The sequence below is a fragment of the Chryseobacterium pyrolae genome, from assembly GCF_025153485.1.
GTDB classification, from domain to species: Bacteria; Bacteroidota; Bacteroidia; order Flavobacteriales; family Weeksellaceae; genus Chryseobacterium; species Chryseobacterium antibioticum.
Genome location: NZ_JANZQH010000002.1, coordinates 571,357 through 595,282, shown reverse-complemented (window position 1 = coordinate 595,282; position 23,926 = coordinate 571,357). Strand labels below are relative to the sequence as shown.

General features: G+C 38.1%; 20 protein-coding genes and 1 pseudogene. 12 read left to right on the top strand and 9 right to left on the bottom strand.

Annotated features, from left to right (window positions below; translation table 11 throughout):
• Positions 1-9 precede the first annotated feature (9 nt).
• The 4 genes from NZD88_RS06040 (at position 10) to NZD88_RS06025 (ending at position 3,345) form a co-directional block, all read left to right on the top strand.
• Positions 10-960, top strand: a complete 951-nt coding sequence (locus tag NZD88_RS06040) for a hypothetical protein (RefSeq protein WP_259828212.1) — start codon at positions 10-12, stop codon at positions 958-960.
• A 66-nt stretch (positions 961-1,026) separates the two neighbouring features.
• Positions 1,027-1,437: an Rrf2 family transcriptional regulator gene (locus tag NZD88_RS06035; protein ID WP_259828211.1), complete on the top strand. Its 411-nt coding sequence runs from the start codon at positions 1,027-1,029 to the stop codon at positions 1,435-1,437.
• A 60-nt stretch (positions 1,438-1,497) separates the two neighbouring features.
• Positions 1,498-2,151 carry an NAD(P)-dependent oxidoreductase gene (locus NZD88_RS06030; protein WP_169236579.1) on the top strand — a complete coding sequence of 218 codons (654 nt, stop codon included), beginning with the start codon at positions 1,498-1,500 and terminating at the stop codon, positions 2,149-2,151.
• Positions 2,152-2,169: 18 nt separating this feature from the next.
• Positions 2,170-3,345, top strand: coding sequence for an MBL fold metallo-hydrolase (locus NZD88_RS06025; protein ID WP_259828207.1), 1,176 nt, complete (start codon positions 2,170-2,172; stop codon positions 3,343-3,345).
• A 678-nt stretch (positions 3,346-4,023) separates the two neighbouring features.
• On the opposite strand, the gene NZD88_RS06020 is transcribed toward NZD88_RS06025, so the two are convergent.
• Positions 4,024-5,052: a M23 family metallopeptidase gene (locus tag NZD88_RS06020; protein WP_259828206.1), complete on the bottom strand. Its 1,029-nt coding sequence runs from the start codon at positions 5,050-5,052 to the stop codon at positions 4,024-4,026.
• Positions 5,053-5,277: 225 nt separating this feature from the next.
• On the opposite strand from NZD88_RS06020, the gene NZD88_RS06015 reads away from it, so the two are divergent.
• Positions 5,278-6,318: an NAD(P)H-dependent glycerol-3-phosphate dehydrogenase gene (locus tag NZD88_RS06015; protein WP_259828205.1), complete on the top strand. Its 1,041-nt coding sequence runs from the start codon at positions 5,278-5,280 to the stop codon at positions 6,316-6,318.
• A gap of 44 nt (positions 6,319-6,362) precedes the next feature.
• Here the strand turns inward: NZD88_RS06015 and NZD88_RS06010 are convergent, their stop codons facing one another.
• The 3 genes from NZD88_RS06010 to NZD88_RS06000 are packed head-to-tail and all read right to left on the bottom strand — an operon-like array spanning position 6,363 to position 9,097.
• Complete coding sequence (locus NZD88_RS06010) at positions 6,363-7,157, bottom strand: hypothetical protein (protein ID WP_259828190.1); 795 nt, start codon at positions 7,155-7,157, stop codon at positions 6,363-6,365.
• Between the two features lie 10 nt (positions 7,158-7,167).
• On the bottom strand, positions 7,168-7,992 hold the full coding sequence (locus NZD88_RS06005; RefSeq protein ID WP_259828188.1) for a hypothetical protein: 825 nt from the start codon (positions 7,990-7,992) through the stop codon (positions 7,168-7,170).
• A 4-nt stretch (positions 7,993-7,996) separates the two neighbouring features.
• Positions 7,997-9,097, bottom strand: coding sequence for a hypothetical protein (locus NZD88_RS06000; RefSeq protein WP_259828186.1), 1,101 nt, complete (start codon positions 9,095-9,097; stop codon positions 7,997-7,999).
• A 507-nt stretch (positions 9,098-9,604) separates the two neighbouring features.
• Here NZD88_RS06000 and mqo point away from each other — a divergent pair.
• From mqo to NZD88_RS05985, 3 genes and pseudogenes are all read left to right on the top strand, one after another.
• A complete protein-coding gene (gene mqo / locus NZD88_RS05995; protein ID WP_259828184.1) occupies positions 9,605-11,110 on the top strand; it encodes a malate dehydrogenase (quinone) in 1,506 nt (501 codons plus the stop codon).
• Positions 11,111-11,187: 77 nt separating this feature from the next.
• Complete coding sequence (locus NZD88_RS05990) at positions 11,188-11,589, top strand: hypothetical protein (protein WP_169236584.1); 402 nt, start codon at positions 11,188-11,190, stop codon at positions 11,587-11,589.
• Between the two features lie 3 nt (positions 11,590-11,592).
• A pseudogene (locus NZD88_RS05985) lies at positions 11,593-12,457 on the top strand (AadS family aminoglycoside 6-adenylyltransferase).
• 2 nt (positions 12,458-12,459) lie between these two features.
• On the opposite strand, the gene NZD88_RS05980 reads toward NZD88_RS05985, so the two are convergent.
• Positions 12,460-14,043: a GMC family oxidoreductase N-terminal domain-containing protein gene (locus NZD88_RS05980; protein ID WP_259828181.1), complete on the bottom strand. Its 1,584-nt coding sequence runs from the start codon at positions 14,041-14,043 to the stop codon at positions 12,460-12,462.
• 134 nt (positions 14,044-14,177) lie between these two features.
• On the opposite strand from NZD88_RS05980, the gene NZD88_RS05975 reads away from it, so the two are divergent.
• The 4 genes from NZD88_RS05975 (at position 14,178) to NZD88_RS05960 (ending at position 19,006) form a co-directional block, all read left to right on the top strand.
• Positions 14,178-14,795, top strand: a complete 618-nt coding sequence (locus tag NZD88_RS05975; protein WP_259828179.1) for a DUF1684 domain-containing protein — start codon at positions 14,178-14,180, stop codon at positions 14,793-14,795.
• Positions 14,796-14,799: 4 nt separating this feature from the next.
• Entirely contained in the window at positions 14,800-15,273 is a 474-nt protein-coding gene (locus tag NZD88_RS05970; protein WP_259828177.1) for a GNAT family N-acetyltransferase, read from the top strand.
• Positions 15,274-15,346: 73 nt separating this feature from the next.
• Positions 15,347-16,156 (top strand): glucose 1-dehydrogenase, encoded by an 810-nt coding sequence (locus NZD88_RS05965; protein ID WP_259828175.1) that lies wholly within the window; start codon positions 15,347-15,349, stop codon positions 16,154-16,156.
• 189 nt (positions 16,157-16,345) lie between these two features.
• Complete coding sequence (locus NZD88_RS05960) at positions 16,346-19,006, top strand: MGH1-like glycoside hydrolase domain-containing protein (protein ID WP_259828173.1); 2,661 nt, start codon at positions 16,346-16,348, stop codon at positions 19,004-19,006.
• Between the two features lie 155 nt (positions 19,007-19,161).
• Here the strand turns inward: NZD88_RS05960 and recO are convergent, their stop codons facing one another.
• From recO to NZD88_RS05940, 4 genes are read right to left on the bottom strand one after another with little or no spacing between them, the layout of a single operon-like run.
• On the bottom strand, positions 19,162-19,848 hold the full coding sequence (gene recO, locus NZD88_RS05955; RefSeq protein WP_259828171.1) for a DNA repair protein RecO: 687 nt from the start codon (positions 19,846-19,848) through the stop codon (positions 19,162-19,164).
• Positions 19,848-22,109, bottom strand: a complete 2,262-nt coding sequence (porZ, locus tag NZD88_RS05950) for a type IX secretion system anionic LPS delivery protein PorZ (RefSeq protein WP_259828168.1) — start codon at positions 22,107-22,109, stop codon at positions 19,848-19,850. The genes recO and porZ overlap by 1 nt, the downstream gene beginning before the upstream one ends.
• A gap of 1 nt (position 22,110) precedes the next feature.
• Positions 22,111-23,061 carry a bifunctional metallophosphatase/5'-nucleotidase gene (locus tag NZD88_RS05945; protein WP_259828167.1) on the bottom strand — a complete coding sequence of 317 codons (951 nt, stop codon included), beginning with the start codon at positions 23,059-23,061 and terminating at the stop codon, positions 22,111-22,113.
• Positions 23,061-23,819 carry a 5'-nucleotidase C-terminal domain-containing protein gene (locus NZD88_RS05940; RefSeq protein ID WP_259828166.1) on the bottom strand — a complete coding sequence of 253 codons (759 nt, stop codon included), beginning with the start codon at positions 23,817-23,819 and terminating at the stop codon, positions 23,061-23,063. Before NZD88_RS05940 ends, NZD88_RS05945 begins: the two co-directional genes overlap by 1 nt.
• Positions 23,820-23,926 lie beyond the last annotated feature (107 nt).

Sequence of the window (23,926 nt, the reverse complement as noted above, 5' to 3'; positions counted from 1 at the left end):
ATAAACTGAATGAAAAAACTCTTTTACCTTTTGGCTATATTCAGCTTGTTGACTTCCTGTGTTTCCAAAAAGAATCAGGTCATCAGGCAGAATATCCTTACTTTGAAAGACAGCTATTGTAAGGCGCCTTTTAAGTATAACTACAGCAACAGAGTTCCATCATATAATTCTGATTCTATTTTAGCAGCCAATAAAGAACTGAAGGAACTATTTTCTGATCAGAGTATTCTTATTCTGAATGCTTTGGATAATCTCGATGAAGTTCATAAAATCATTGACCTGAAAAAAGATTCCTCCATAACCGCTCAGGTTAAAGTCTTACAGCTTAAAAGCAAAATCAATAGTAAAATCACCATTGCGCTTACAGAACTGGATGCAGTGGCTGCAGAATTCGATTGTGAAGGCGAAAGGGTAGCACAGATCGGGAATTATGTGGATAACCTTAATGATTCCAGAAATAATAAAATGATCCTCTATTCCATTGTGACAGGAGCAGCCGCTTCTATTGCAGGTGGGATTGTTTCAGATGAGGGATGGAGTAATGCGATTGATATTGGTGGGGGTGTTGTAGGAGCCGGTTTTGGTCTTGCCACTCTTAATCCGAAAGGGAAAAAGGTAGAATTTATCCATCACAGAAATCTTCTGAGAGATATCTGGAAAGAAAAGTTGGAGTCCCCGAATTTTCCGCCATTCATTTGGTATATGTATACGGAGAAGAAATTTTCCAATAAAGAAACGCATTCTATTATTGGCAATATGAAGGAAAGGTGGCTGCATTATCAGTTTGATGACAGTAAGATAGAAGCCGACCAGTCTGTCATCTTTAGTGATGGAGGGTTTTACAGAGCAGATGATCTTCATAACCGCGCAGCAATGCTCAATCAGATGCAGTCGGCAACACGAACAATTAACCAAAATATCAATTATCTGCTGCTGGATCTGGATAAATTAATCCTTTAAGAAAAATTTAACTGTAATAAAATTTGTTACATTTAAAAATTTGTCTATCTTTGCCCTGTAATTACAATGAACAATACAAGATTTGCTACGGCAATACATATCATGACCTTATTGGCAAAAAGTCCTCAGGAGTGGCTCACTTCTGAATGGATGGCGGGCAGCATCAACGTAAATCCAGTGATTGTCCGTAAGGAGATCAGCGTATTGAGAGAAGCAGGTCTTATTGCCAGCAGACAGGGGAAGGATGGTGGAAGCCAGCTTGCTAAGAGTGCAGATCAGATTAGTATTTCAGAGATTTACAGAGCGGTAAAGAATACCGAAGTTTTAGGGAAAAAAAATCAGAATCCTAATCCGGCATGTAGCGTAGGTAAAGAAATCAATAGTCATTTAAATACATTATTTGAAGAAACAGATCAATTGGTTACTCAGTTTTTAGGAGATAAATCCCTGAAGGAATTTTCGGAGCAGTTCGAATAAAATTTTTTTAACCATAAATGTAACAAGTTTTATTACAATTTAATTTTAAAATAAAATATTATGAAAAAAGTATCAGTAATCGGTGCAACCGGTTTTGTAGGAAAAAAAGTAGTCAATGAATTAGCAGAAAGAGGATATGCTGTAGAAGCTTTGGTAAGAGATGCTTCTAAGGTAGAATCACAAGAAAATGTAACAGCAAAAAGTGTTGACGTAAATAACACAGAAGAACTTGCAGAAGCTTTGAAGGGGAGTGATGCAGTAATCAGTGCATTCAACGCGGGCTGGACAAATCCAAATCTTTACAATGATTTTCTAAATGGTTCCATTAATATTGAAAAAGCAGTAGAAAAGTCAGGCGTAAAAAGATTAATCGTAGTAGGAGGGGCAGGAAGCCTTTATACTCCGGACAACGTACAGATTGTAGATACTCCGGATTTCCCTGAAGCTTACAAACCAGGTGCTACAGCAGCAAGAGATTATTTAAACAAAATCAAAGAAAACAGTACCCTGGACTGGACTTTCTTCAGCCCTGCCATTGAAATGAACCAGGCGAATGTAGGAGAAAGAACAGGTAAATACAGAACCTCTTTGGAAACTCCTGTTGTTGATGAGAACGGAAGAAGCCGTCTTTCTGTGGAAGATGTTGCAGCCGTTTTGGTAGACGAACTGGAACAGAACAACCATATCCGTGAGCGTTTTACAGCAGCATACTAATTCATAAAAAAATAGACAATGTTAAAAAAGAAATTATTATCACTATTGACCCTACTTGGATTTGTAAGTATAATGCTGGCAGGGAATTTAAAGATTAAGGTTTACAATCCTGGCCCCAAGGCTATTTTTCCCATTACGTCTACCATTGTTTACGGAGATAAAGATGCTATACTGATTGATGCCCAATTTCAAAAGCAGTATGCAGAGCAGTTGGTAAAGGAGATTAAGGCAACAGGGAAAAACCTGAAAACAGTTTTTATTTCCCACAGCGATCCCGATTTTTATTTTGGTTTAGATGTCATTAAAAAGGCATTTCCGAATGTAAAAATCATCTCAACAGCGCAGACCGCTTACCTTATATCCGCTTCAAAAGATGATAAAATGGCGGTATGGAAACCACAGCTGAAAGAAGATGCTCCCTCAGAGATCATTATTCCGGAAGCGGCTAATGCAATTCCTGATTTAGAAGGAAACAAGATTGAGATAAAACAAAATGCTGAAGATCCTGCTCACAGTTTTGTATGGATTCCATCTTTAAAAACAGTGGCCGGCGGTATTTCTGTTTCTGTAGATTCCCATATCTGGATGGCAGATACTCAGAATATGAAGGCGATTGATCAGTGGATCGGACAGATTGATGCGATGAAAGCATTACAGCCTCAACAGGTCGTTCCTTCTCATTTCGCAAAATTGTCCCTATCTCCTCAATCTCTTGATTTCGTTAAAAACTATCTTGAAAACTATAAGAAAGCAGTCACTGAAAACAAAACATCTTCCGGTGTTGTAGATTTTATGGTTAAAAAATATCCTGATCTTCATGGAAAAGATGAACTGGAAATGGGAGCGAAAGTTTTCTTTGGAGAAATCGATTGGGATCTGAGATCACCGTATCCGGCCATAGGAAACAAAGTAGAAGCCGATTTCGGAACGTTTAAATTCCTCCTGAATTTCAAGGACAATAAAGAAATGTCTTTCACAGGAATTTCCGGAAACGTAAAAGGAAATACAGATACCGTACAGTACACTGCTGTAGAAGTGGCAAAGAATGTCTTTATGGTATACTGGCATGAACCAAAACTAGGTTCCAACATCACTCATGTTCAGGATTATAACAAAAATATAATTTATACTAATATTGCAGAACCTAACGGGTCATTCACTCATCTGAAAGGAACGCTTAAAATCCTGAAATAATAGACTTAATAAAAAACTGCCATCACATGATGGCAGTTTTTGGGTGAATCAATCTTCCACAGATCATTAAGGGTACACAAATTTTTAAACTGAACCATAAGAGTATTGAAGGGATTAAGCTTTGTTAAGAAAATCAGATAGATTTTAAGCAGCTTATCTTCAAGCGAAGCTCATCTTAATCATCTTAAAAACTTAATAGGATCTTAATGGTTTAAAACTCAAATCAAGAGTTTTTTTATAAAATCTTCCACAGATTTTTTCAGATGACATAGATTTTTAGCTTTTGAATTGTATTAAATAACAATTGTCCGAAATGTTTTTAAATTAAGCATAATTAAACCATCTGCTTCATCGAATCAATGTATTGATTCCATCTTTGTCTCCTAAAGCTTACAGTTCATATGATAAACTTTGCGTTAAATAAAATGTTGTCAAATTTTCTGAACCATTAAGTGTATTGAAGGGATTAAGCTTTGTTAAGAAAATCAGATAGATTTTAGGCAGCTTATCTTCAAGCGCAGCTATCTTAATCATCTTAAAAACTTAATAGGATCTTAATGGTTTAAAACTCAAATCAAGAGTTTTTTTATAAAATCTTCCACAGATTTTTCAGATGACAAAGAGTATCTTTTGAATCGTGTTGAATAAAAAATGGCCGTCAAACAGACAGCCATTTTTTTATAGATTCATAAACAATTTCGGATTCACCGGTGTATTGTTTTTATGGACTTCGTAATGAAGGTGCGGTCCTGTTGAACGTCCGGAATTCCCGGATTTAGCGATAACCTGTCCTACTTTTACTTTCTCATTGACTTTAGAAATCAGTTGGGATAAATGACCGTAAAGCGTAGCCAATCCATTTCCGTGAGACACGATGACACAGTTTCCGTAACCGCCTTTCTGACCGGAAAATATAACTGTTCCCGCAGCAGCAGATCTTACATCTGAACCGAAAGCAACCGCAATGTCCAGTCCTTTATGAAACTGCATCTGGTCTGCTTCAGCAGGTGGATTGTTCTTTTCTACAGGAGCTTTAGCTGAAGAATTGCCGGCAACCGCTTTCGTTGAAGCAGCGGCAGGTGATGGTGTCGGAGCAGAAGGTGCTGCTTTAGGCGTTACCATTACTTTTACTTCTCTTTTATTGCCGTAGCTGTCTGTTAATTCGATGATTTTTTCAACGGGTTCAGCTTTTACTTCCGGTTTAGGAGCTGCAGCAGCTACAGGTTTAGATTCTGCGGCACTTGATTTCACAGAAGCAAATACGGTTTTAAAAGGAATTGGATTTTTTCTGATGCCGAAATTAGAGGAAATGTATCCGTCGGTAGGCATTCCAAGTGGAACTTCCATCAGCTTTTTTTGAAGATTCATCAAATATTGGCTGTAGCGGTTGGCTTGTTTGGCCAGATATACAGAATTGGAGATACTGTCCTTACTGAGGATCATCAGCTTTTGATCACTGATGTTTTTGGATTTCAGAAATGAATTAAGCTCAGCCACAGTCTGATCTACCATAGTAAGATCAGTTTTCATTTTTAAATAATCTACACTGTCTTTTTCAGTGTTTATTTTAACGAGGTTCACTTCATACATCTTGTCATCCTTTTCAGAAAATAACCTGGCGATAAAGATGGCCTGTGCAAAAACTACCAGCAAAAGTCCTCCGAGGAGAATATTCACATTCTTCTTGCTGTTTAGAAATTTCTTCATATTTCTTCTCTTAGTATATTACAAAACGGTTTAAGCGTGCAAATTTAATTAAAAATACTCTTTGGAGGATATTTTTAAAGAAAACTTAGTTTTTTCTGTATTTAACGTCTAATTAGATATTTAATTGTGTTGAAGTGTTAATTTTTTCAGAAAGTAGCTTTTATCATAGCCCCAAAGTCCCTGTTCCGTCTTTGTTTTAATATATTTGCAGTTCACATTTCAATTATGGCTAAAAAGAAAATAATTTCAGAATCTTCACATCCGAAAAAGAATAAAAATGAAGTTTCTGTAGGGGTAGTAGGCAGTGGAAGTTTTGCAACTGCTATCGTAAAAATGCTTGTTGAAAACTGTAAAGTGGTACACTGGTGTGTAAGAAGTGAATTCGTAAAAGGAGCTATTGAGCTTCGCGGACACAACCCGTCTTACCTTACGGCAGTTAATTTTAATCTTAAAAGTCTGAAACTTACAACAGATATTAATGAGCTGGTGAGTGCCTGCGATGTCATCGTACTGGCAACGCCCTCTATTTATCTGTCGGATACGATGGATAAAATGACCTGTGAATATGGTGACAAGATCTTTGTTTCTGCGATTAAAGGGATCATTCCTAAAGTAAATGATGTGGTAGCGCATTATTTAAGAGATGAATTCAAAATTGGTTTCAGAAACCAAGCCGTTATAGCAGGACCATGTCACGCAGAAGAAGTAGCGATGGAAAGACTTTCTTACCTTACTGTTGCAGCAGTAGAGGACGAAACAGCAGATAAGCTGACCGGAATTTTCAGTTCAGATTTTATCAAAGTACATTCCAGTAAGGATATCTTAGGAAATGAGTACAGCGCGATCCTTAAAAATATTTTTGCCATCGGGGCCGGAATAGCAAGCGGATTGGGTTATGGAGATAACTTCACTGCTGTTTTTGTTTCCAATGCGATCCGTGAAATGGAAATCTTCCTGGAAGCCATATACGAGGCCCCAAGAGATGTTAATGAAAGTGCTTATCTGGGTGACCTTCTGGTAACAGCATACTCACTTTTCTCAAGAAACAGAAGTTTAGGAAATCTTATCGGAAAAGGATATACCGTAAAATCAGCGATCCAGTCGATGAACATGGTAGCAGAAGGGTATTATGCAGCAGATTCCATCTATAAAACAGCTAAACAGAAAAATCTTAAACTGCCCATCATAGATACGATCTACGCAATCCTTTATGAAGGCAAAAATGCAGAAAAGCAATTTAAAAAACTGACTGCAAAACTGAATTAAAAAAATAAGGCTTTAAATTATTTAAAGCCTTATTTTTTTGAACACTACTGAGCCATTTTAGTAATTGTTAATGAAAAGGAAGACCTGATCAATAGATTACTTCCGGTAAAACCATTTCCCGTATCAAATTCAAATTTTTGTTTGATTGTAGTAGGTACAGTCAATTTTAAAAAGAAAGTTCCCTGGAAAAAAGTGAAAGTATCAGTTAACTGGCACGTTCTGTTAAATTCTGACAAATTCGTATTAGTGGCAGCATTAATCAGATAAGACCTTGTACAGACAAAGTTTTTTGACAGATAAGTTGTGTTTACTGGTCCTGTGTTATTAGTATCAGTAACAGTATCAGTAGAATATCTGAAAATATAAGTTCCTGCCGGCAGGGTAATTGTTGATTTGTCCGCAGCAAGTGAAGCGCCTGCAATTTTATTAACACCCACTACAAGATTGGGAACTACATTATTTGAGCTGTTAGTTGCAATCAATATATTAGGGGGCGTAACGGTGATGTTGGTAAGCGACATAATCTGTGGTTCTGATCCGGCAAGGATCGCTCTCTGCCATTGGTCTCTTATCCAGATGTAATATCCTTTAGGGTAGGTAGATGCTCCGCCTTTGTTATAAATCATTAATCCCTCTGCCGGAGCAGCAACGGGGGTAGAAGTACTGTTCAGAACTGTTAAGTCATACTGAGGAAAAAGGACCCCTTTATTGGATGAATTGATATCTAAAACACTGCTGGCATTTGGGGCGTTGGTATTAATACCGACTTGTGCACTCGTTTTCATATTAAAAGATAAAATAATCAATATGAAGTAGATGGTATGAATATATTTTTTCATTTCCTGTTAATTATTGGTTTAGCGCAGATCTTTGGATATCTACTTTTGCGTTGGTGATAATGATCTCTCCGTTATTAGGAGCGGTACCTCCTGCTCCTGATTGGTAAGTACCTCCTGCCGCGTGCGCGATAGCCGGTAAAAGATTAATAGGTGTTGCAGAAGAAGTTACAAATGAAAAACTCAAATTAAGTGTATGTACTTTGTTACTTGCAATAGACATCGCATTGATGCTGAGTGTTTTCCCATACTGAGTACCTGTACCTGGATCTATGAGTTTTAGAGTGTATTGATGCACATGCAGAGGGGTTCCTCCTATACCTGCCGTCGTGCTTTCTTGCGTATCTCTTATGTCTAAACAAAGATTTACAAGATATCCGCTATTTCCTGGCAATGTAATAAGTCCGGTGCCGGAATTGTAAGATGCACCAATATCATTAGAAACAACTGTAAAAGCTGCATCATTGAAATTTTTGTAAGTACCATTGGCAACACCTCCCAATACAGTGTAATCTGTGGATCTTTGCAGGACCAGATAACTGACAAGATTATACGTATCCGCTACCTGGTTCCATTTGCTGTTCTTCCAAATATAGAGTCCGGGGCCTATTGTATTTCCTTTATTGTAGACAACCAGCCCATTTGCAGGTGAGTTGACGGGTGAAGTATTATTCAGAATGTCGATAATGTCTACCCTTGGGAGTAGGACTCCTTTGTTAGTATTACTAGATACTTCTAATACTGCGGAGCTGTTGACACTGGTTTGCCCTATAGCAACCTGTGCACAGATCATATTAGTAAAAGCTAATAATAGGGGTAAGATATAATTTTTTTTCATGTTTTTAAAGCTTAGATATTTTAATGTAAGATTCGTCTCCGATAACGTTTACCAGGTCATAGAATGTACTTCCCTGCATTCTTCCAAGGTATAATCTTAGTGCTCCTATGATATTGGCATCAGCATTAGCAGGGATACTGTAATAGAATGACCATGTAGCAAGATGGTTGGTATTCACTTTAGAGACAATGGGAATTTCTTTTCTCGAAGAGGTTCCTGCTGTAAAAACTCCTGTTGAATTATTATACACATCCCTGTAAAAATCTATGAAGTAGCCCATAAGATAGAATGTACTTCCCGTTAAAGGAGCTGTTCCGTTAAATCCTGCAGGGTTTTCTTGTGGAGAGTTAAGATTCAGATTTACTTCTACCAAATAATTTCCTTGTGGTAAAATTAAAGAATAAGCATTATCATTAGGTAATACTTTAAAACCGTTAATATTAGAAACCGCTGATACCGAAAGAGGATTCTTTAAAAGCCTGTCACTGATCCCCTGAATAGAGTTATCCAGTAAAGGTAGGTTTCCAGTAAGCTGTATATAGGCAATCTTGGGGGTGTCTTCAGCATCAAGAGAGCTTTGCCATTGGCTGGTGGTAGAATTAAAGAAATGCAGAGCTTTGTTATTGCTGTTTGCACCTCCATTGTACGCTATCAAACCATCAGCTGGTGAAGCTACCGGAGTAGTAGTGCTGCTTAGATTGGCTATGTTCAAACTTGGAAATAAAAGTCCTTTATTCCCTCCGGATATTACGACAGTTGGTGCAATGGTATAGCCTGTACCTCCACTGTTGATTGTAATACCTGTAATTACACCTCCTGAAACTGTGGCCGTAGCCTTCGCCTTAGAACCTCCGCTTACAACAGAACCTCCGCCATAAAAATTAATGGTGGGGGGGCTTGTGTAGCCGCTGCCTCCATTCGTAATGTTAATTGCAGTGACCACCCCACCAGATACGGTAGCTGTAGCAGTTGCAGGTGTTCCGCTAAAATTTTCAATGTGTAAAATGGCACTGTTGTCCGGTGTGGGCGTGTTGATTCCTACATTTCCGCTTTGCGAAAAGAGTAATGAGGCGAGTAAAATACCCACCAGGTTAAAAATTTTCATCTCTGTTATTTTAAATTCGAAATAATTCTAATACGATTTAATGAGTATCGTACTATTTTAATGCAAGTTACATAAATAAACAGTTGTATTTTTGAATATTTTATAGATTTTAATCTAAAAATGTTGTTATTTTTCACTTATTGTGGAGTATTTATTATGAAATATTCATGCATATCACTATTTGTTGATAATTTTTGTTTTTGTAAACAATCGTGCATAGGGACTTTTCTTTGCCTGAACTTAAGTGATCTTATAATTGTATTAGATTAAAATTGAACTGTTTTTGTATTTTATTCGATAAAAATTCACTGTAAAAAAAATAATTTTTTGTGAAATAATGGATCATTTTTCTCCTTTTTGTGGTACCTAAGAGTAGGTTTGTATGTCATTGATTTGAAAAATTAGTTCAGATAACTCAAAAATACGAAAACTTTATGCTGTTAAAATTGATAAAACAAAACTCAGTTTTTAAAACTTTTCCCGAAATTTGATGTAAAATTTAGAATTATGCCACACTCGCTTACAAGCAGAACACCGAAACCAAAATATGACGTTGTACTGATAGGCGGCGGAATCATGAGCGCCACTTTAGCAACACTGCTTCACGAATTTGATCCCAATCTTGAAATTGCCATATTCGAAAGGCTTGGCAGGTTTGCGAAGGAAAGTACTGCAGCCTGGAACAATGCAGGAACGGGGCATTCTGCTTTTTGTGAACTTAATTATACTCCTGAAAAACCGGATGGAACGGTTGAGATCACTAAAGCAGAAAGTATTGCAGAGCAGTTTGAGATGTCAAAACAGTTTTGGGCTTATCTGGTGACCAAAGGATATGTTCAGGATCCTAAAGAATTTATCAATTCATGTCCGCATATGAGCTTGGTATTTGGTGAAAAAGATGCTGAATATCTTAGAAAACGTCATGAAAAGATGTCAGAATCTGTTCTGTTCTCGGGTATGGAATATTCTACAGATCATGAACAGCTCAGAAAATGGCTTCCTTTGGTGATGAGCAAAAGAAATCAGTCTGAAGTGATGGCGGCTACCAAAATGGATATGGGTACCGATGTCAACTTTGGAACGTTAACCAGAAAAATGGGAAGACACCTGCTGGAAGATTCTAATGTTGAGGTATTCCTATACCACGAAGTAAAAGATGTTGATCCGAGAGAAGACGGAAAGTGGGAGATGAAAGTAAAAGACAGAATCCACAATCACAAACAGGAAGTTGTTGCTGATTTTGTATTTATCGGTGCCGGTGGTTATGCGCTTCCTCTGTTGGATAGTTCAGATATTAAAGAAAGTGAAGGGTACGGAGGCTTTCCTGTTTCCGGGCAGTGGCTGGTAAGTCATAATCAGGAACTGGTTGAAAAACATCACGCCAAAGTATATACTCAGGCTACGGTAGATGCTCCGCCAATGTCTGTGCCTCACCTGGACCTTAGAATTATTGACGGTAAAAAAGCACTTCTTTTCGGACCTTTTGCTGGATTTTCCACGAAATTTCTGAAAGAAGGAAGCTATTTGGATCTGCCTGAAAGCGTTAATACTAAAAATTTAAGATCATTATTTGGAGCATGGTGGCACAACCTGCCTCTCACTAAATATCTTATTCAGCAGGTAGCAATGACAAAATCCCAGAGAATGCAGCACCTGAGAGAATTCATCAAAGATGCCAATGAAGAGGACTGGGAACTGAAAGTAGCCGGACAGAGAGTACAGATTATCAAGAAAGATGAAAAAGACGGTGGAAAACTGGAATTCGGAACCGAAGTGGTAGTGAATAAAAGCGGAACCATCGCCTCATTGCTTGGTGCCTCTCCAGGAGCTTCCACGGCAGTATATGCCATGCTGAATGTTCTTGAAAAATGTTTCCCTGAAAAACTACAGGGAGAGTGGAAAGACAAATTGTTGGAAATTGTACCTTCGTATGGACAAAAACTAGCTCACAATCCGGAGCTCACCGAAAAAGTAAGAAACTATACTAAAGACAAATTAGAATTAGAATATTAAAAAAGTGAATGGTGAATAGTCAATTATAAATTCTAAAAAATTGACTATTCACGATTGACTATTGACATTATAAAAAGGTGGAAGAAATACTCGTAAAACCCATTATCGCCAAAGAACTCCTAGAATCTCTTCAAACCAAAATTGAAGAGGAGAAGCAGGTCATTGTACACTGCTGTTTTCCGGCATCGCCATTTTTAGGAAATCTGATCAGAATATGGAATTCTACCTATCTTATTGACAATCAGTCTGAACATAAAAGTAAGCTGATTCATGCTGAGAATATTACGATCTACCCCAATTGGACACCCGTCCCGTTTATGCGGGATTTCTGGTTTACCTTAGTGTTTTCCGGATTGCCGAGAGACTGTAAAAGTTTTAATCTGCAAGAAGTGATTCCCGAAGAAGGCGGATTTTTCGTAGAGTCTATCAAAAGAAATTCTCTGGATGTCTACCGGGTGAAAATTTCAGAATCTTATTAAACAATGAAAGCGCGGGAGGAAAAACTGAAACAGATCATCAGTTGGGCAGAAAACAATCCTGACATTCGCGTTGTATTGCTGACCAGTTCGCTGGTGAATCCTTACGCACCTGTAGATAGTTTTAGTGACCTTGATATAGAGCTGGTCTTTGAAAACCTAAAGGTGTATGAGGCCGATAAGACATGGATATATCTTTTTGGAGCCTGTTTCTATGATAGAAGAAGATGATACTTATTTTGATGGAAAACACGCCATGAAAATGGTCTTGTACACCGATCATGTGAAAGTTGATTTTAAGCTCTATCAAAAATCAGAATTTTTAAAAGACGTTCAGGAAGAAACACTTCCCGACGACTGGGATGTTGGTTATAAGGTTTTGGTTGATAAAGACCAGTTAACTGAAAATTTAAAGCCGCCAACCTATCAGTCGATCATGATCCAACAACCGACAGAACAGCAGTTTCAGCAATTGATGAACGATTTCTGGTGGGATACGACTTATGTGGCCAAATGCCTTAAGCGTGAAGATCTGTTTTATGCTAAATTCATGTCTGAAAATGTGATACGGACAGATTATCTCGTTCCTCTGATCGAATGGTATATTGCCAGTTTTCACGACTGGAAAAATATCACCACCAATAAACATGGCCGTCTTTTCAAAAAATATCTGTCTGCAAAACTCTGGACACAGGTAGAAGCTACGTTTTCAGGAAGTAATATTGAGGATAACTGGTGTGCTTTACATGCCTCTGCAGATCTGGTGCATGAACTTGGAACTGTTTTAGCAGAGAAACTTAATTTTGAATATCCTCAGAAGCATGAAGACGATATAAGAAACTACTTAGATGAGGTACAATCCATGCTCTGATCTTAAGCAAATTCATTTTGTCTGATCAGATTTTCAATACAGTATTCTGCAATAGCGGTAATCGTTACAAAGGGATTAACACCAATCGTTCCCGGAATTAAAGAGCCATCTAAAACATACAGATTGTCGTGATCATTTACCTTTCCATATGCATTGGTAGCTTTACCCAGTACACAGCCGCCCAGCGGATGGTAGCAGACATCTGCCCCGAAACCATTATTAAATAAAAAATGGCTTCTCGTCCCGCCATTGGCCCGATTCATCTTTTTTATAAAATAGTCAGCATTCTCCCTCATTTTAGCCGTATTACTCTGATCCCAGTCTAAATTCAGTTTTTTGGTGTTTACATCATAAGAAACTTCTCCTTTTTTATCCACTCTATTGATCAGCAGATATAGAGCCGTTGCCACATCCATTCCCATCGGGAGGGGAGCGATCTCTGTGAAAAAAGGATGTTCCTTGTCGTCCCAGTTATCTATTCCTCCCACAGGAATCGTAGACTGCTTGGCCCCAGTTCCCCCTGACAAAGGTTTTACCCAGTTTCTGCCCGTCATAAAATTGCCATTATTGCCCCAGTTTTTTCCAATTTGTTCGTGAATCGGAAGGCTAGTGACGGCATGAGACTGTAGCAAAAGTTTCAAAGTTCCCATGGTTCCGGCTGCAAGGATCAGTTTTTTACAGTTGAATATCTTATCAGAAACGACAACTCCGGAAGTGTCGGTTTGCTGAACATTTAAAGTATAGGTTTTATCATCATTAAGCTTAATATTTTCAACACAATGCAGATCCAGAATTTCAAGATTTCCGGTTTCCAAAGCTTTTTTAAGGTAAGTCTTATCCAGACTGTTCTTACCATGGTTATTTCCGTAAATCACTTCCGTATTGAAAGCAGAACGGGGAACTTCATTTTTATATTCCTTTTCCATATATTGAAAGTCATAGACATTCGGAACGCGGATGGTTTTAAAACCAGCTTTATGAGCTTCCTCTTCACCAACACGTGTAAATTGATAATAAGGACAGTCTTTTAAAAATTGCTCACCAATAACATTTACTTTTAATTCTTTATGAACTAAAGGGAAGTAAGTGTTGTAAAACTTTTCAGCATCCAGATCAGGAAAAATTTCTTTAAAGTAACTTTCCTTGGGAGTAACGGCCATTCCACCATTAACCAGAGAACCACCGCCGACACCCCGTCCAACCCAGATATTGATATGCTCAAAATCCATTCTGTCCAGCGTTCCGGTAAAAGGCGTTAAAGAAAAAATATTCATAAACGGAGCAATCGTTTTCTTTTTCAGCCATGCTGCACTTTTCCCGGGTTTCAGCATATTGGAAAATGGAATTCCGGATTTTTCCCAGTTGAGACCCATTTCAAGCATTACCACTTTTTTTCCGGCTTCACAAAGACGCAAGGCCGAAACCGCACCTCCATATCCGCTGCCGATAACAAGTATTGGAGCATCTATGACCTCTTTCTCCCGGCTGTTGGTTTCGGGCTGCATTGCCTGAAACAGATTAGCGTTAAGGAAATAAAAACCTGATACGGCGAGAATGCCCGTCTTGATGAATTTCTTTCTGTCCATGTCCACTATGGGTCAAAAAATATGCTAAAGAAAATAGAACATGTATTATTTAAAACAGATTGTGTCTTTTTATTACAATTTTAACTTTTCATGCCATGAAAAATTCATAGTTTTACTCATAATTTGAAGCGTTCATGAAAAAAATATTAATTATACTTCTGTTATCTCCGCTGTTTATCTTTGCTCAAAAAACAGCTTTAAAGGAGATTAAAGAGATCAAAAAATTCCAGAAAGAACTCAATGCAGAATATCTTAATCCAAAGGAAACACCTTTACGCGGAGACAATTTTACCAATTTTAAAAAACATCCATTCTTTCCTGTAGATTTAAAATACAGAGTGACTGCAAAATTTAGTAAAACTGAAGATCCCCAGCCTTTTGAACTTCCTACCTCTTCCGGTAAAACCAAGTCTTATCGTGAATACGGAAAAGCAACATTTGAACTCGATGGAAAATCTTACACCCTGAATTTGTACCAGAGTCTCGACCTGATTAAGCAGGAAAAATATAAAGACCACCTTTTTCTTCCCTTTCGGGATGCTACCAACGAAAAAGAAACCTACGGCGGTGGAAAATATATGGACCTGAAAATTCCAAAAGGAAATATGATTGTTTTGGATTTCAATCAATCCTATCAACCTTATTGTGCCTACAACGCTTACGATTACAATTGTCCAATTGTTCCGGAAGACAACAAACTTCCGGTAGAGATCAGGGCTGGTGTCATGTATCAGGATATTTATCATCATTAAGAGTATGGTCAGCTTAGATTTTTTTAAACAGGAAGATTTCGCAGCACTTAATTATGCTTTGGATGAAAATCAGAAACAGTATACTTCAACGGTAGAACAGGCTTTGGAAAGAATAAAGGAGAGAAATGATCCTAAAGCTTTTGCAATGACTGTTTTTGAAAATCAGCAACCGTCAGGATTTTTCGTGCTGGATTTTGGGGATGATAAGTTTGAACTAACTGACAATAATAAATCTGTTTTGCTGAGATCTTTATCCATAAATCCCATCTTACAGGGAAAAGGGATAGGAAAAGCTGCCATGCAGATCGTGGATGAGTTTGTGAAGAATAATTTTCCCGGTTGCGACGAAATTGTTCTGGCAGTTAATCAGAAAAATGGGTCAGCCTATCATATTTATCTGCAAACAGGGTATTTGTACGACGGAAAAAGCAGAATGGGAAGAAGTGGTCCGCAATACCTGATGTATAAAAAACTTTAAGAAAAATTTAAATTTAATAATTCCATCCTGCTGAATTGTTTCCATAACTTTGAGTAACATCAAATAATAAAATATGGAAATATCACTTCGTAATCAGGTAGCGGTCGTTACTGGAGCGTCCAGCGGAATAGGCTCTGGAATTGCAAAATCTCTGGCTTCTGCTGGTGCAACAGTTATTGTCAACCATTCTTCAGAAAGATCAACGGATGAGGCGAAAGCTGTTTTAAAAGAAATTACAGATACCGGTGGAAAAGGAATCACCTACCAGTGTGATGTCTCCAAAGAAGATCAGGTGATCAAAATGTTTCAGGATACCGTTTCCCAATTCGGAACCGTAGATATCCTTATCAATAATGCAGGAATTCAGAAAGATTCAAAATTTACCGAAATGACCATCGACCAGTGGAATGCAGTGATAGGAGTGAATCTCACCGGACAGTTTCTCTGTGCCCGTGAAGCGATCAAAGAATTTCTGCGCCGGGGTATAGACCCGTCCCGTTCCATTGCCTGTGGGAAAATCATTCATATCAGTTCTGTTCACGAAATTATCCCCTGGGCAGGACATGCCAATTATGCATCCAGCAAAGGTGCCATAAGAATGCTGATGCAAACTCTTGCACAGGAATATGGAGCCGATAAGATCAGGGTCAATTCTATCTGTCCCGGTGCTATTCAGACACCAATTAATAAAGATGCATGGAGTACACCTGAAGCTTTGAATTCTTTGCTGAACCTTATTCCCTACAACAGAATCGGACAGCCACAGGATATCGGAAATTTGGCAGCTTTTCTGGCAAGTGACCTGGCAGATTACATCACCGGAACCAGCATTTTTGTAGATGGCGGAATGACCACTTTCGAAAGCTTTTCTACAGGAGGGTAGATGCGGTACGGGGTTCGGGGTTTGAGAGCATGAGAGTTTTAGGGTTGAAGAGTGAAATGGTTGCTAGTTTGCTTGTTGTCAGTAATTAAAGTTTCTATTTTATAGTCTGAAATCTGACGTCTCATGTCTCACGTCTTTTCTCTTTATTCTTATCTCTATTCATCAATAAATTTTACAAAAAAGCAATACATGTCCGAAAAACAAAGACTTTCAGAAATTTTATGGAAAAAATGGGGACCATACGTAAGCAACCGCGAATGGGGGCTTGTTCGTGAAGATTACAGCGGAAACGGGGATGCATGGAACTATACCAACCATGATACGGCAGAAGCCAAAACTTACCGATGGGGTGAGGAAGGTATTTGCGGGATCTGTGATGATCTTCAGAAACTGGTCTTTTCCATAGGATTCTGGAACAAGAAAGATAAGATGATCAAAGAGCGTTTTTTCGGTCTTACCAACGGACAGGGAAATCACGGGGAAGACGTCAAGGAGTATTTCTATTACTTGGATTCTACCCCAACACATTCTTATATGAAGATGTTATATAAATATCCACAGAATGCTTTCCCCTATGAAGATCTGTTAAAAACCAATGCAGAAAGAAGCAAAGATGAGCCTGAATATGAATTGATTGATACCGGAATTTTTGATCAGAATGAATATTTTGACCTGTTCATTGAATATGCCAAAGAAAGTGAGCATGATATCCTGGTTAAGCTTACAGTAGTTAATAAATCTGAAAAAGAAGCTCCAATTGTCATACTGCCGACAATATGGTTTAGAAATACCTGGAATTGGGGGTACGATGACTATAAACCTCAGTTGAACAGTGAAGAGGCAGAACACATTGCGATTGATCATAAGGAGCTTGAAATTAAAAATTTCTATGCCAAGCAGTCGCTGAAGACCCTCTTCTGTAACAATGAGACCAATACCGAAAGACTTTATCAATCTGCCAATGAAGCAAAATACTGCAAAGACGGAATCAATGATTTTGTCATTAACGGAAATTCTCAGGCAGTCAACCCCAAAGGTACCGGAACCAAAGCATCTTTTTTTATTGATGAAATACTGAAAGGCGGAGAGTCAAAAACTTTTGAATTTAGAATAACAGATAAAGAATTAAAAGAACCGTTCGCTGATGTCGAAGAAATTTTTGAGTTGAGGAAAAATGAAGCAGATGAATTTTATGCTGAAATTCAGAAAGGGATTGAGTCGGATGATGAAAAAATGGTTCAGAGACAGGCTTTTGCCGGAATGCTCTGGAACAAAATGTTTTATCATTACAATGTCGAAAAATGGCTGAAAGGAGATCCTGCAGAAATGCTACCCCCTAAATCCCGTGAGAATATCCGGAATTACGACTGGAAGCACCTCAATAATGAACATATTATTTCAATGCCGGATAAATGGGAATATCCATGGTATGCGACATGGGATCTGGCGTTTCATACGATCAGTTTTTCATTAATCGATCCTGATTTTGCCAAATATCAATTGAAGCTTTTCCTGTTTGAATGGTACATGCATCCTAACGGCCAGCTTCCCGCCTATGAATGGAATTTTAGCGATGTGAACCCTCCGGTTCATGCCTGGGCTGTTTTCAGAGTATTTAAAATCGATGAATACATCAAAGGAAAACCGGATATTCAGTTTTTAGAAAGTGCTTTCCAAAAGTTGCTCATGAATTTTACATGGTGGGTCAATAAAAAAGACAGCAACGGGAATAATATTTTTGAAGGAGGCTTTTTAGGACTCGATAATATTGGCGTTTTTGACCGTAATATAACGCTTCCGAACGGTGAACAGCTGGAACAGTCAGACGGAACGAGCTGGATGGCCATGTTTGCCCTGAATATGATGAGAATTGCTCTCGAATTGGCTCTTTACAACAATGTCTATGAAGAGATGGCGATGAAGTTCTTTGAACATTTCCTTTCTATTGCCAATTCCCTGGATAATATGGGGGACGAAGAATTCAGCCTTTGGGATCAGGAAGATGAATTTTTCTATGATGCTATTGCTTCCGGTGATGGTAATCATATGTATCTAAGGCTTCGGACGATTGTAGGCCTGATTCCCATGTTTGCCGTTGAGGTGATCGATGATGAAATGATCGAAAAACTTCCCAATTTTAAAAAAAGGATGCAATGGGTCCTTGAAAATAAGCCTGAACTGGCATCGCTTGTATCAAGATGGGAAGTGAAAGGGCAGGATTCCAAACACCTTCTGTCATTGCTCCGCGGACACCGTTTAAAGAGATTACTGAAAAGAATGCTGAATGCTGATGAATTTTTAAGTGATTATGGAATCCGGGCATTGTCCAAAGAATACGAACAGAATCCCTATACATTAAACCTGAATGGAACAGATTACTGTGTAAAATATACCCCTGCAGAAAGCGATAGCGGACTTTTCGGAGGAAACAGCAATTGGCGGGGACCCATCTGGTTTCCAATCAATTTTCTGATCATTGAAAGTCTTCAACGGTTTTTCTTCTATTACAGCCCGGATTTTATGGTGGAATATCCTACCGGAAGCGGAAATTATTCTAACCTGGATCAAATTGCAGATTCTTTAAGTAAAAGACTGTCTAAGATCTTTTTAAAAGATGAAAATGGAAGACGTCCGGTGAATGGCCAGTATGAAAGATTTCAGACAGATCCGGATTTTAAGGATTATATTTTATTTTACGAATATTTTCATGGCGATAATGGAAGGGGAGTAGGAGCTTCCCATCAAACCGGTTGGACTGGCCTTATCGCAAAAATCCTGCAGCCAAGATTCTCGAAAAAGGAAATTGCGGAATCTGAAACGGAAATGCCGGGAGAAGTGAAGGGAGTGTAAGAGGGAAAGTGAAAGCTATTTTTAGCGTAGATTGCTGAACTTAGATTGATGCTATTTTCGTTCAATTTTAACAATCCATGTCAAGGTTTAAAACCTTGACATGGATAACAGTGATACTCCTCGAAAACTTTGTCTCGAGCTTCCTTACACTCATATTATTCAAAAATCTGCTGAATAACTTCCAGCGATGTCGGGACTTTAAAATCTGTAATATGGTAATGATAATAGACCAGAAGGCTGTCCAGGAAATCCTTTCTTAAAGAGGAATGAATCTTGGTGGTATAGAGATTTTCTGAGCAGAGCGCTGTTTTCCAGATGGCTGATATTTCTTCAGTAAACAGATGGTGCGAAGGAGAAACGGAGAACATTCCGGTTTCCGGATCCAAATAGAGTCCGTCATTAATCAAAGGTGCCACGCCCTGAATTTTTAATATGGTAATTAAAAAAAGCAGATGACACTGATAGTTTTTGCAGTTCAGTTCATTGACAAATTCCTCGATACTGAAAAATAAACTGGAGTTTTTATTTTCGTGTCTTAAAACCTGATTCAGAAAATCTGAGATGAAAAATATGACAGTATTGGCTTTAATATCCATATACATATCGTGGTTTTTCAGCAGCTCAAATCTTGAAACGGACGGTATTCCGTTGCCCCTCGTGGGATTAATGGTAAAGCTAAGCATGCTTAAAGGCTGAAGCAGGGCTTTCTTTTTATTTCTTTTAGCGTAAATACCCTTTACGAAATAGGTTTGAAAGCCATCCTCTTCTGTAAAACAATGCAGAACTGCATCATTTTCGCCATATTTTATGAATGATAATAAAAATCCGTTTTGTGAATTCATTAATTGACCACAGCTATTTTTGCGGTAGCTTTATCTGATCCGTCTTCATTGGTCATCAATACAAAATAAATTCCGGAAGCTACTCTGTTCCCTTTCATATTGTTAAGGTCCCATTCATAATAACCTCCTCTGGCCACTGCAGAATGTATTACATTTCCTGCTGCGTCTGCGATTCTGATATTTGTTTTTTCGGCAAGCCCTTTAATGGTAACTTTTCCTTTAAAGTTTGAATACACTACAGGATTTGGATAAACCAGTACATTTCCGAAGTTGGATGTTACGTCTCCTACATCTCCCTGATAAGCTACAATACCGTTAAATGTAACAAAATATACTTTTCCTGTTTTCCTGTCAACCTTTATATCGGTAACAGAATTCGTTGGAAGAGGTGAGTTTTCTTTTGTGAAATGTTTGATGGTCTGCTGCCCGTCAGAAGAAAGGTAGTATACACCACCTCCGTCTACAGATAACCATTTATAATCTCCAGCATCTACTGCAATTTGCAAGACCTGGCCATCTCTGAAAAGTTCTTCTCCAAGCCCTCCTTGTTCTATAATGATAGGCTCTACTTTAGGATCCGGGGTTTTTATTTCTGCAGCAGCATTCGGTAATATTCTTAAGCCACTGTCGGTACCTATCCAGGCATCTCCCGATTTACTAAATGCTACAGACAGCGTTCCTTTTGAGTTTCCGGCGAATCCGTTGGCATCTGTTAATATATAATCTACATCATCAGAAAGATTGGCTGCATTTTTATAATCGTATACAATGAAGTTATTTGTTCTTGGAAGCGGTAGCCACAACATATTCTCATAGTAAACAGGTGTTTGTGTGGCAACACTTGATATTCCGAATTTTTTTATAGTAAAATCATCAGTTCCTCTGTCATAAATACCTATAGAGGGGTTTCCATAATTGAAACCAAAAGAGACAAAAAGATTATTCTGAGGATCACTGGCAAAGCCAACAGGACGATGCGAGAAATCTCCGGGAGATCCCAGATTATAGCTCTTTACAAAATCGAAATCTTTAGTATTGGCGTTATACTTCATTTTATAGACGCCCTGAGCAGTAACCGTATAGTTTGTGAAAAATATTTCACTGTTGTCAGCAGGGTTGAATACGGCGTCCAATACATTGGTAATGATAGGACTCGTTGAAAAAAAAGAAGGCCGTGTCCAGTCGGTACCGTTAAAATAATAGAATCCAGCTTTGTTTGGAATGACAGGTGGCTGGTTAAATCTGTTCTCTCTGGATCCTGATGATACCAGCATTTGATTGTTATCGTACAGGTTAATCTTGTAGGCAGAGTTTGAGTAAGGTCCTGAAGGTTTATAGGTCGTACCGCTCTCTTCTTTTATCCCGGACACCATTGTTCCCCCATAAATTTTTCCGTTGACTGTTATACCCGTATTACAGTCTTCTCCCATGCTGGCTGCATTTAGAGATACTCCGTTTAAGCTAAACGTATAAATTCTGTTGTCTGTGACTACGATATTATTTGAACTTAAAACAATGTCTTTAATACCTCCAAAAGTGGCGGGAAGGGGAGTGCCAGTTCCGTTATTATAGATAAATGCAGAAGTTGCCGAAGAAAAAATAAGGGAAGAGGATTCTGCATCAATATGCTTGAATGATCCCGGTATTTCCGTAGTCCATGTAGAAAAAACCGGAAATGTTGTATTCATTTCGTGGCTTTTCAGACCTGTATTTGTTACAGAATAGATCTTGTTCCCGAATATGGTTGCTTCATTGCTGGCTTCGTATACCCCGCCATTTACAAAGAATGCAGAATCTCCAAATTCGAGTTTTTTCAGGTTAAATACTGAAACTCCATAGCCTACCGAAACTACAGCCTGATCTCCTGTAATAGAAATATGATTGATTTTTTTACTCCCACTGTATCCTGTTGCGATAGGAATATCAACAACATATTTGACCTCTTGAGGAGTAATAATATCCATAGAACCATTCGCATATCCTATCACTCCTATTTTAGTTTGTGGATTATAGTCGAAGGCAGAGATATTAATGTCATGGAGGCCGTTTGCTTTTGACAGCTTTGTAATCTCTCCCGTTGCAATGGTATAGTAGAATACCCCATTTTCTGTTGCGGCAACTATTTTCCCGTTGTCTTCCTTCATGGCCAAGACATTGTTATAGGAAAAATGATCCGTCCATTTTTTTGATGAAATGACCTGCGCATTCATGAACTGCAGGGAGGCTAAAATACCAAAAGAGATTAAAGAGAGTTTTTTCATATTATACGGTTATGCTGCTGTCTATTGCCTGGTTGTTCCAGGAAATATGCTTTACGTTTTTATTTGCGTCAAAGTAAAAATCTATTCTGCCAAGAAGAAGACCTGCCCATCCTACCTGGTTCACCAGAACATTTTTACCCTGTTTGTTGGTAAAGGTTTGTGGTTCAGGTAAAAAAGTGTGGGTATGCCCGCCGAGAATAATATCAATATTTTCAGTTTTGGCAGCCAGAATTTTGTCGCTTATTTTATTCGGTTCATCTTTATAATCATAGCCTATATGGGAAAGACAGATCACAAGATCACATTTTTGCTCATTTTTCAGGAAATTAGAATAATGTTGAGCCACATCCACAGGATCTGAGTATACGGTTTCACCATATTGCTTTTTACCTACAAGGCCGTCCAGCTGGATGCCCACTCCGAAGATTCCTACTTTTATTCCGTTTTTATTAAAGATCTTGTACGGTGAAGTTTTACCGTCCAGAACTGTATTTTTAAAATCATAGTTTGAACAGATGAATGGGAATTTCGCATTGGGAAGAACTTTTAAAAATCCATCTAAACTATTGTCAAAATCATGATTTCCCATTGTTGAAGCATCATATTTCATCATAGACATTAGTTTAAACTCCAATTCACCTCCGAAGAAGTTAAAATAAGGAGTTCCCTGAAAAATATCACCTGAATCAAGAAGCAAAACATTGCTTTCCTGATTTCTGATCTGCTGTATTAAACTTGCCCTTCTCGCAAAACCACCTTGATTAGGATTCTTGGTATAGCTTGAGTCAAAAGGTTCTATTCTGCTGTGCTGGTCATTGGTATGAAGAATGGTCAGTTTGTTTGTGGATTTTAAATCAAGAATTTTTAATTCCTCCGCCATCATCATATGGGGAGCTAAAGACATTGCTAAAGTTCCGCCACCTATTACTTTTAAAAAACTTTTTCTATCCATTATTTCTTACCGATAAAATTTAAACGAATATCTGTATTGGGAACCACTTCAGAAGTTTTCTTGAAATATTCAATGAAAAGATCTCTCAATTTAATTCCGGTAGAAATGGCTTCTCCTTTGGAAAAGAATTTCATATTGTCTCCACCCAAAGCCAGATAATCTGACGTTGCAATATAATAATCCTGAGCGGGAACTATAGGTTTTCCATTGATCAGGGATTGGGTAAGCTGTCCGTTGTTGGTTTCTATATATAAATGAGAAACAGGATTGTTTACCTGAGTTTTTGCATAATAATCAAAAAGTCCCTGCAGATCTGTTCCTTTCATTTTTACAATGATTACTTCATTTTCGAAAGGCATTACTTCAAAAACGCTTTTCAGAAAAATATCTCCTTTTCCGATCGTGGTACGGATACCTCCGATGTTGATTAGAGCGGCATCTACATTTTTTTTGAGATTCGTTTTCGTCCAGGCATCAGCCCCGTCGAACGTGTAATCAGCCAAAAGATTACCCAGATTGCTGTTATCTCCTTGTTTGGTAAGATCTACACTGGTGTGGGAGATCTTCTGGTTCATCTCCTTGTCCAGTTTCTGCTTATAAGGTTCGATAATTTTTACAAACTCCTCATCATTCTTTAGCTCATTATTAATAGAAATATTTTTCTGGGTCTTTACATCCGCCAGCTGCAGCGTAGAAGCTGTTTTGCAGGCAGTAAGCGAAGCCAGAGCAATTCCTAGTAACAAGAATTTATTTTTCATATGCAGCAATTTATTTTTTATTAAGGTCATATGTAATCGCCACTATTTGTAATGTTTGTGTAAGCAATTTCAGTCATAGCGATTTCATAATATCTTTTAGTATATGC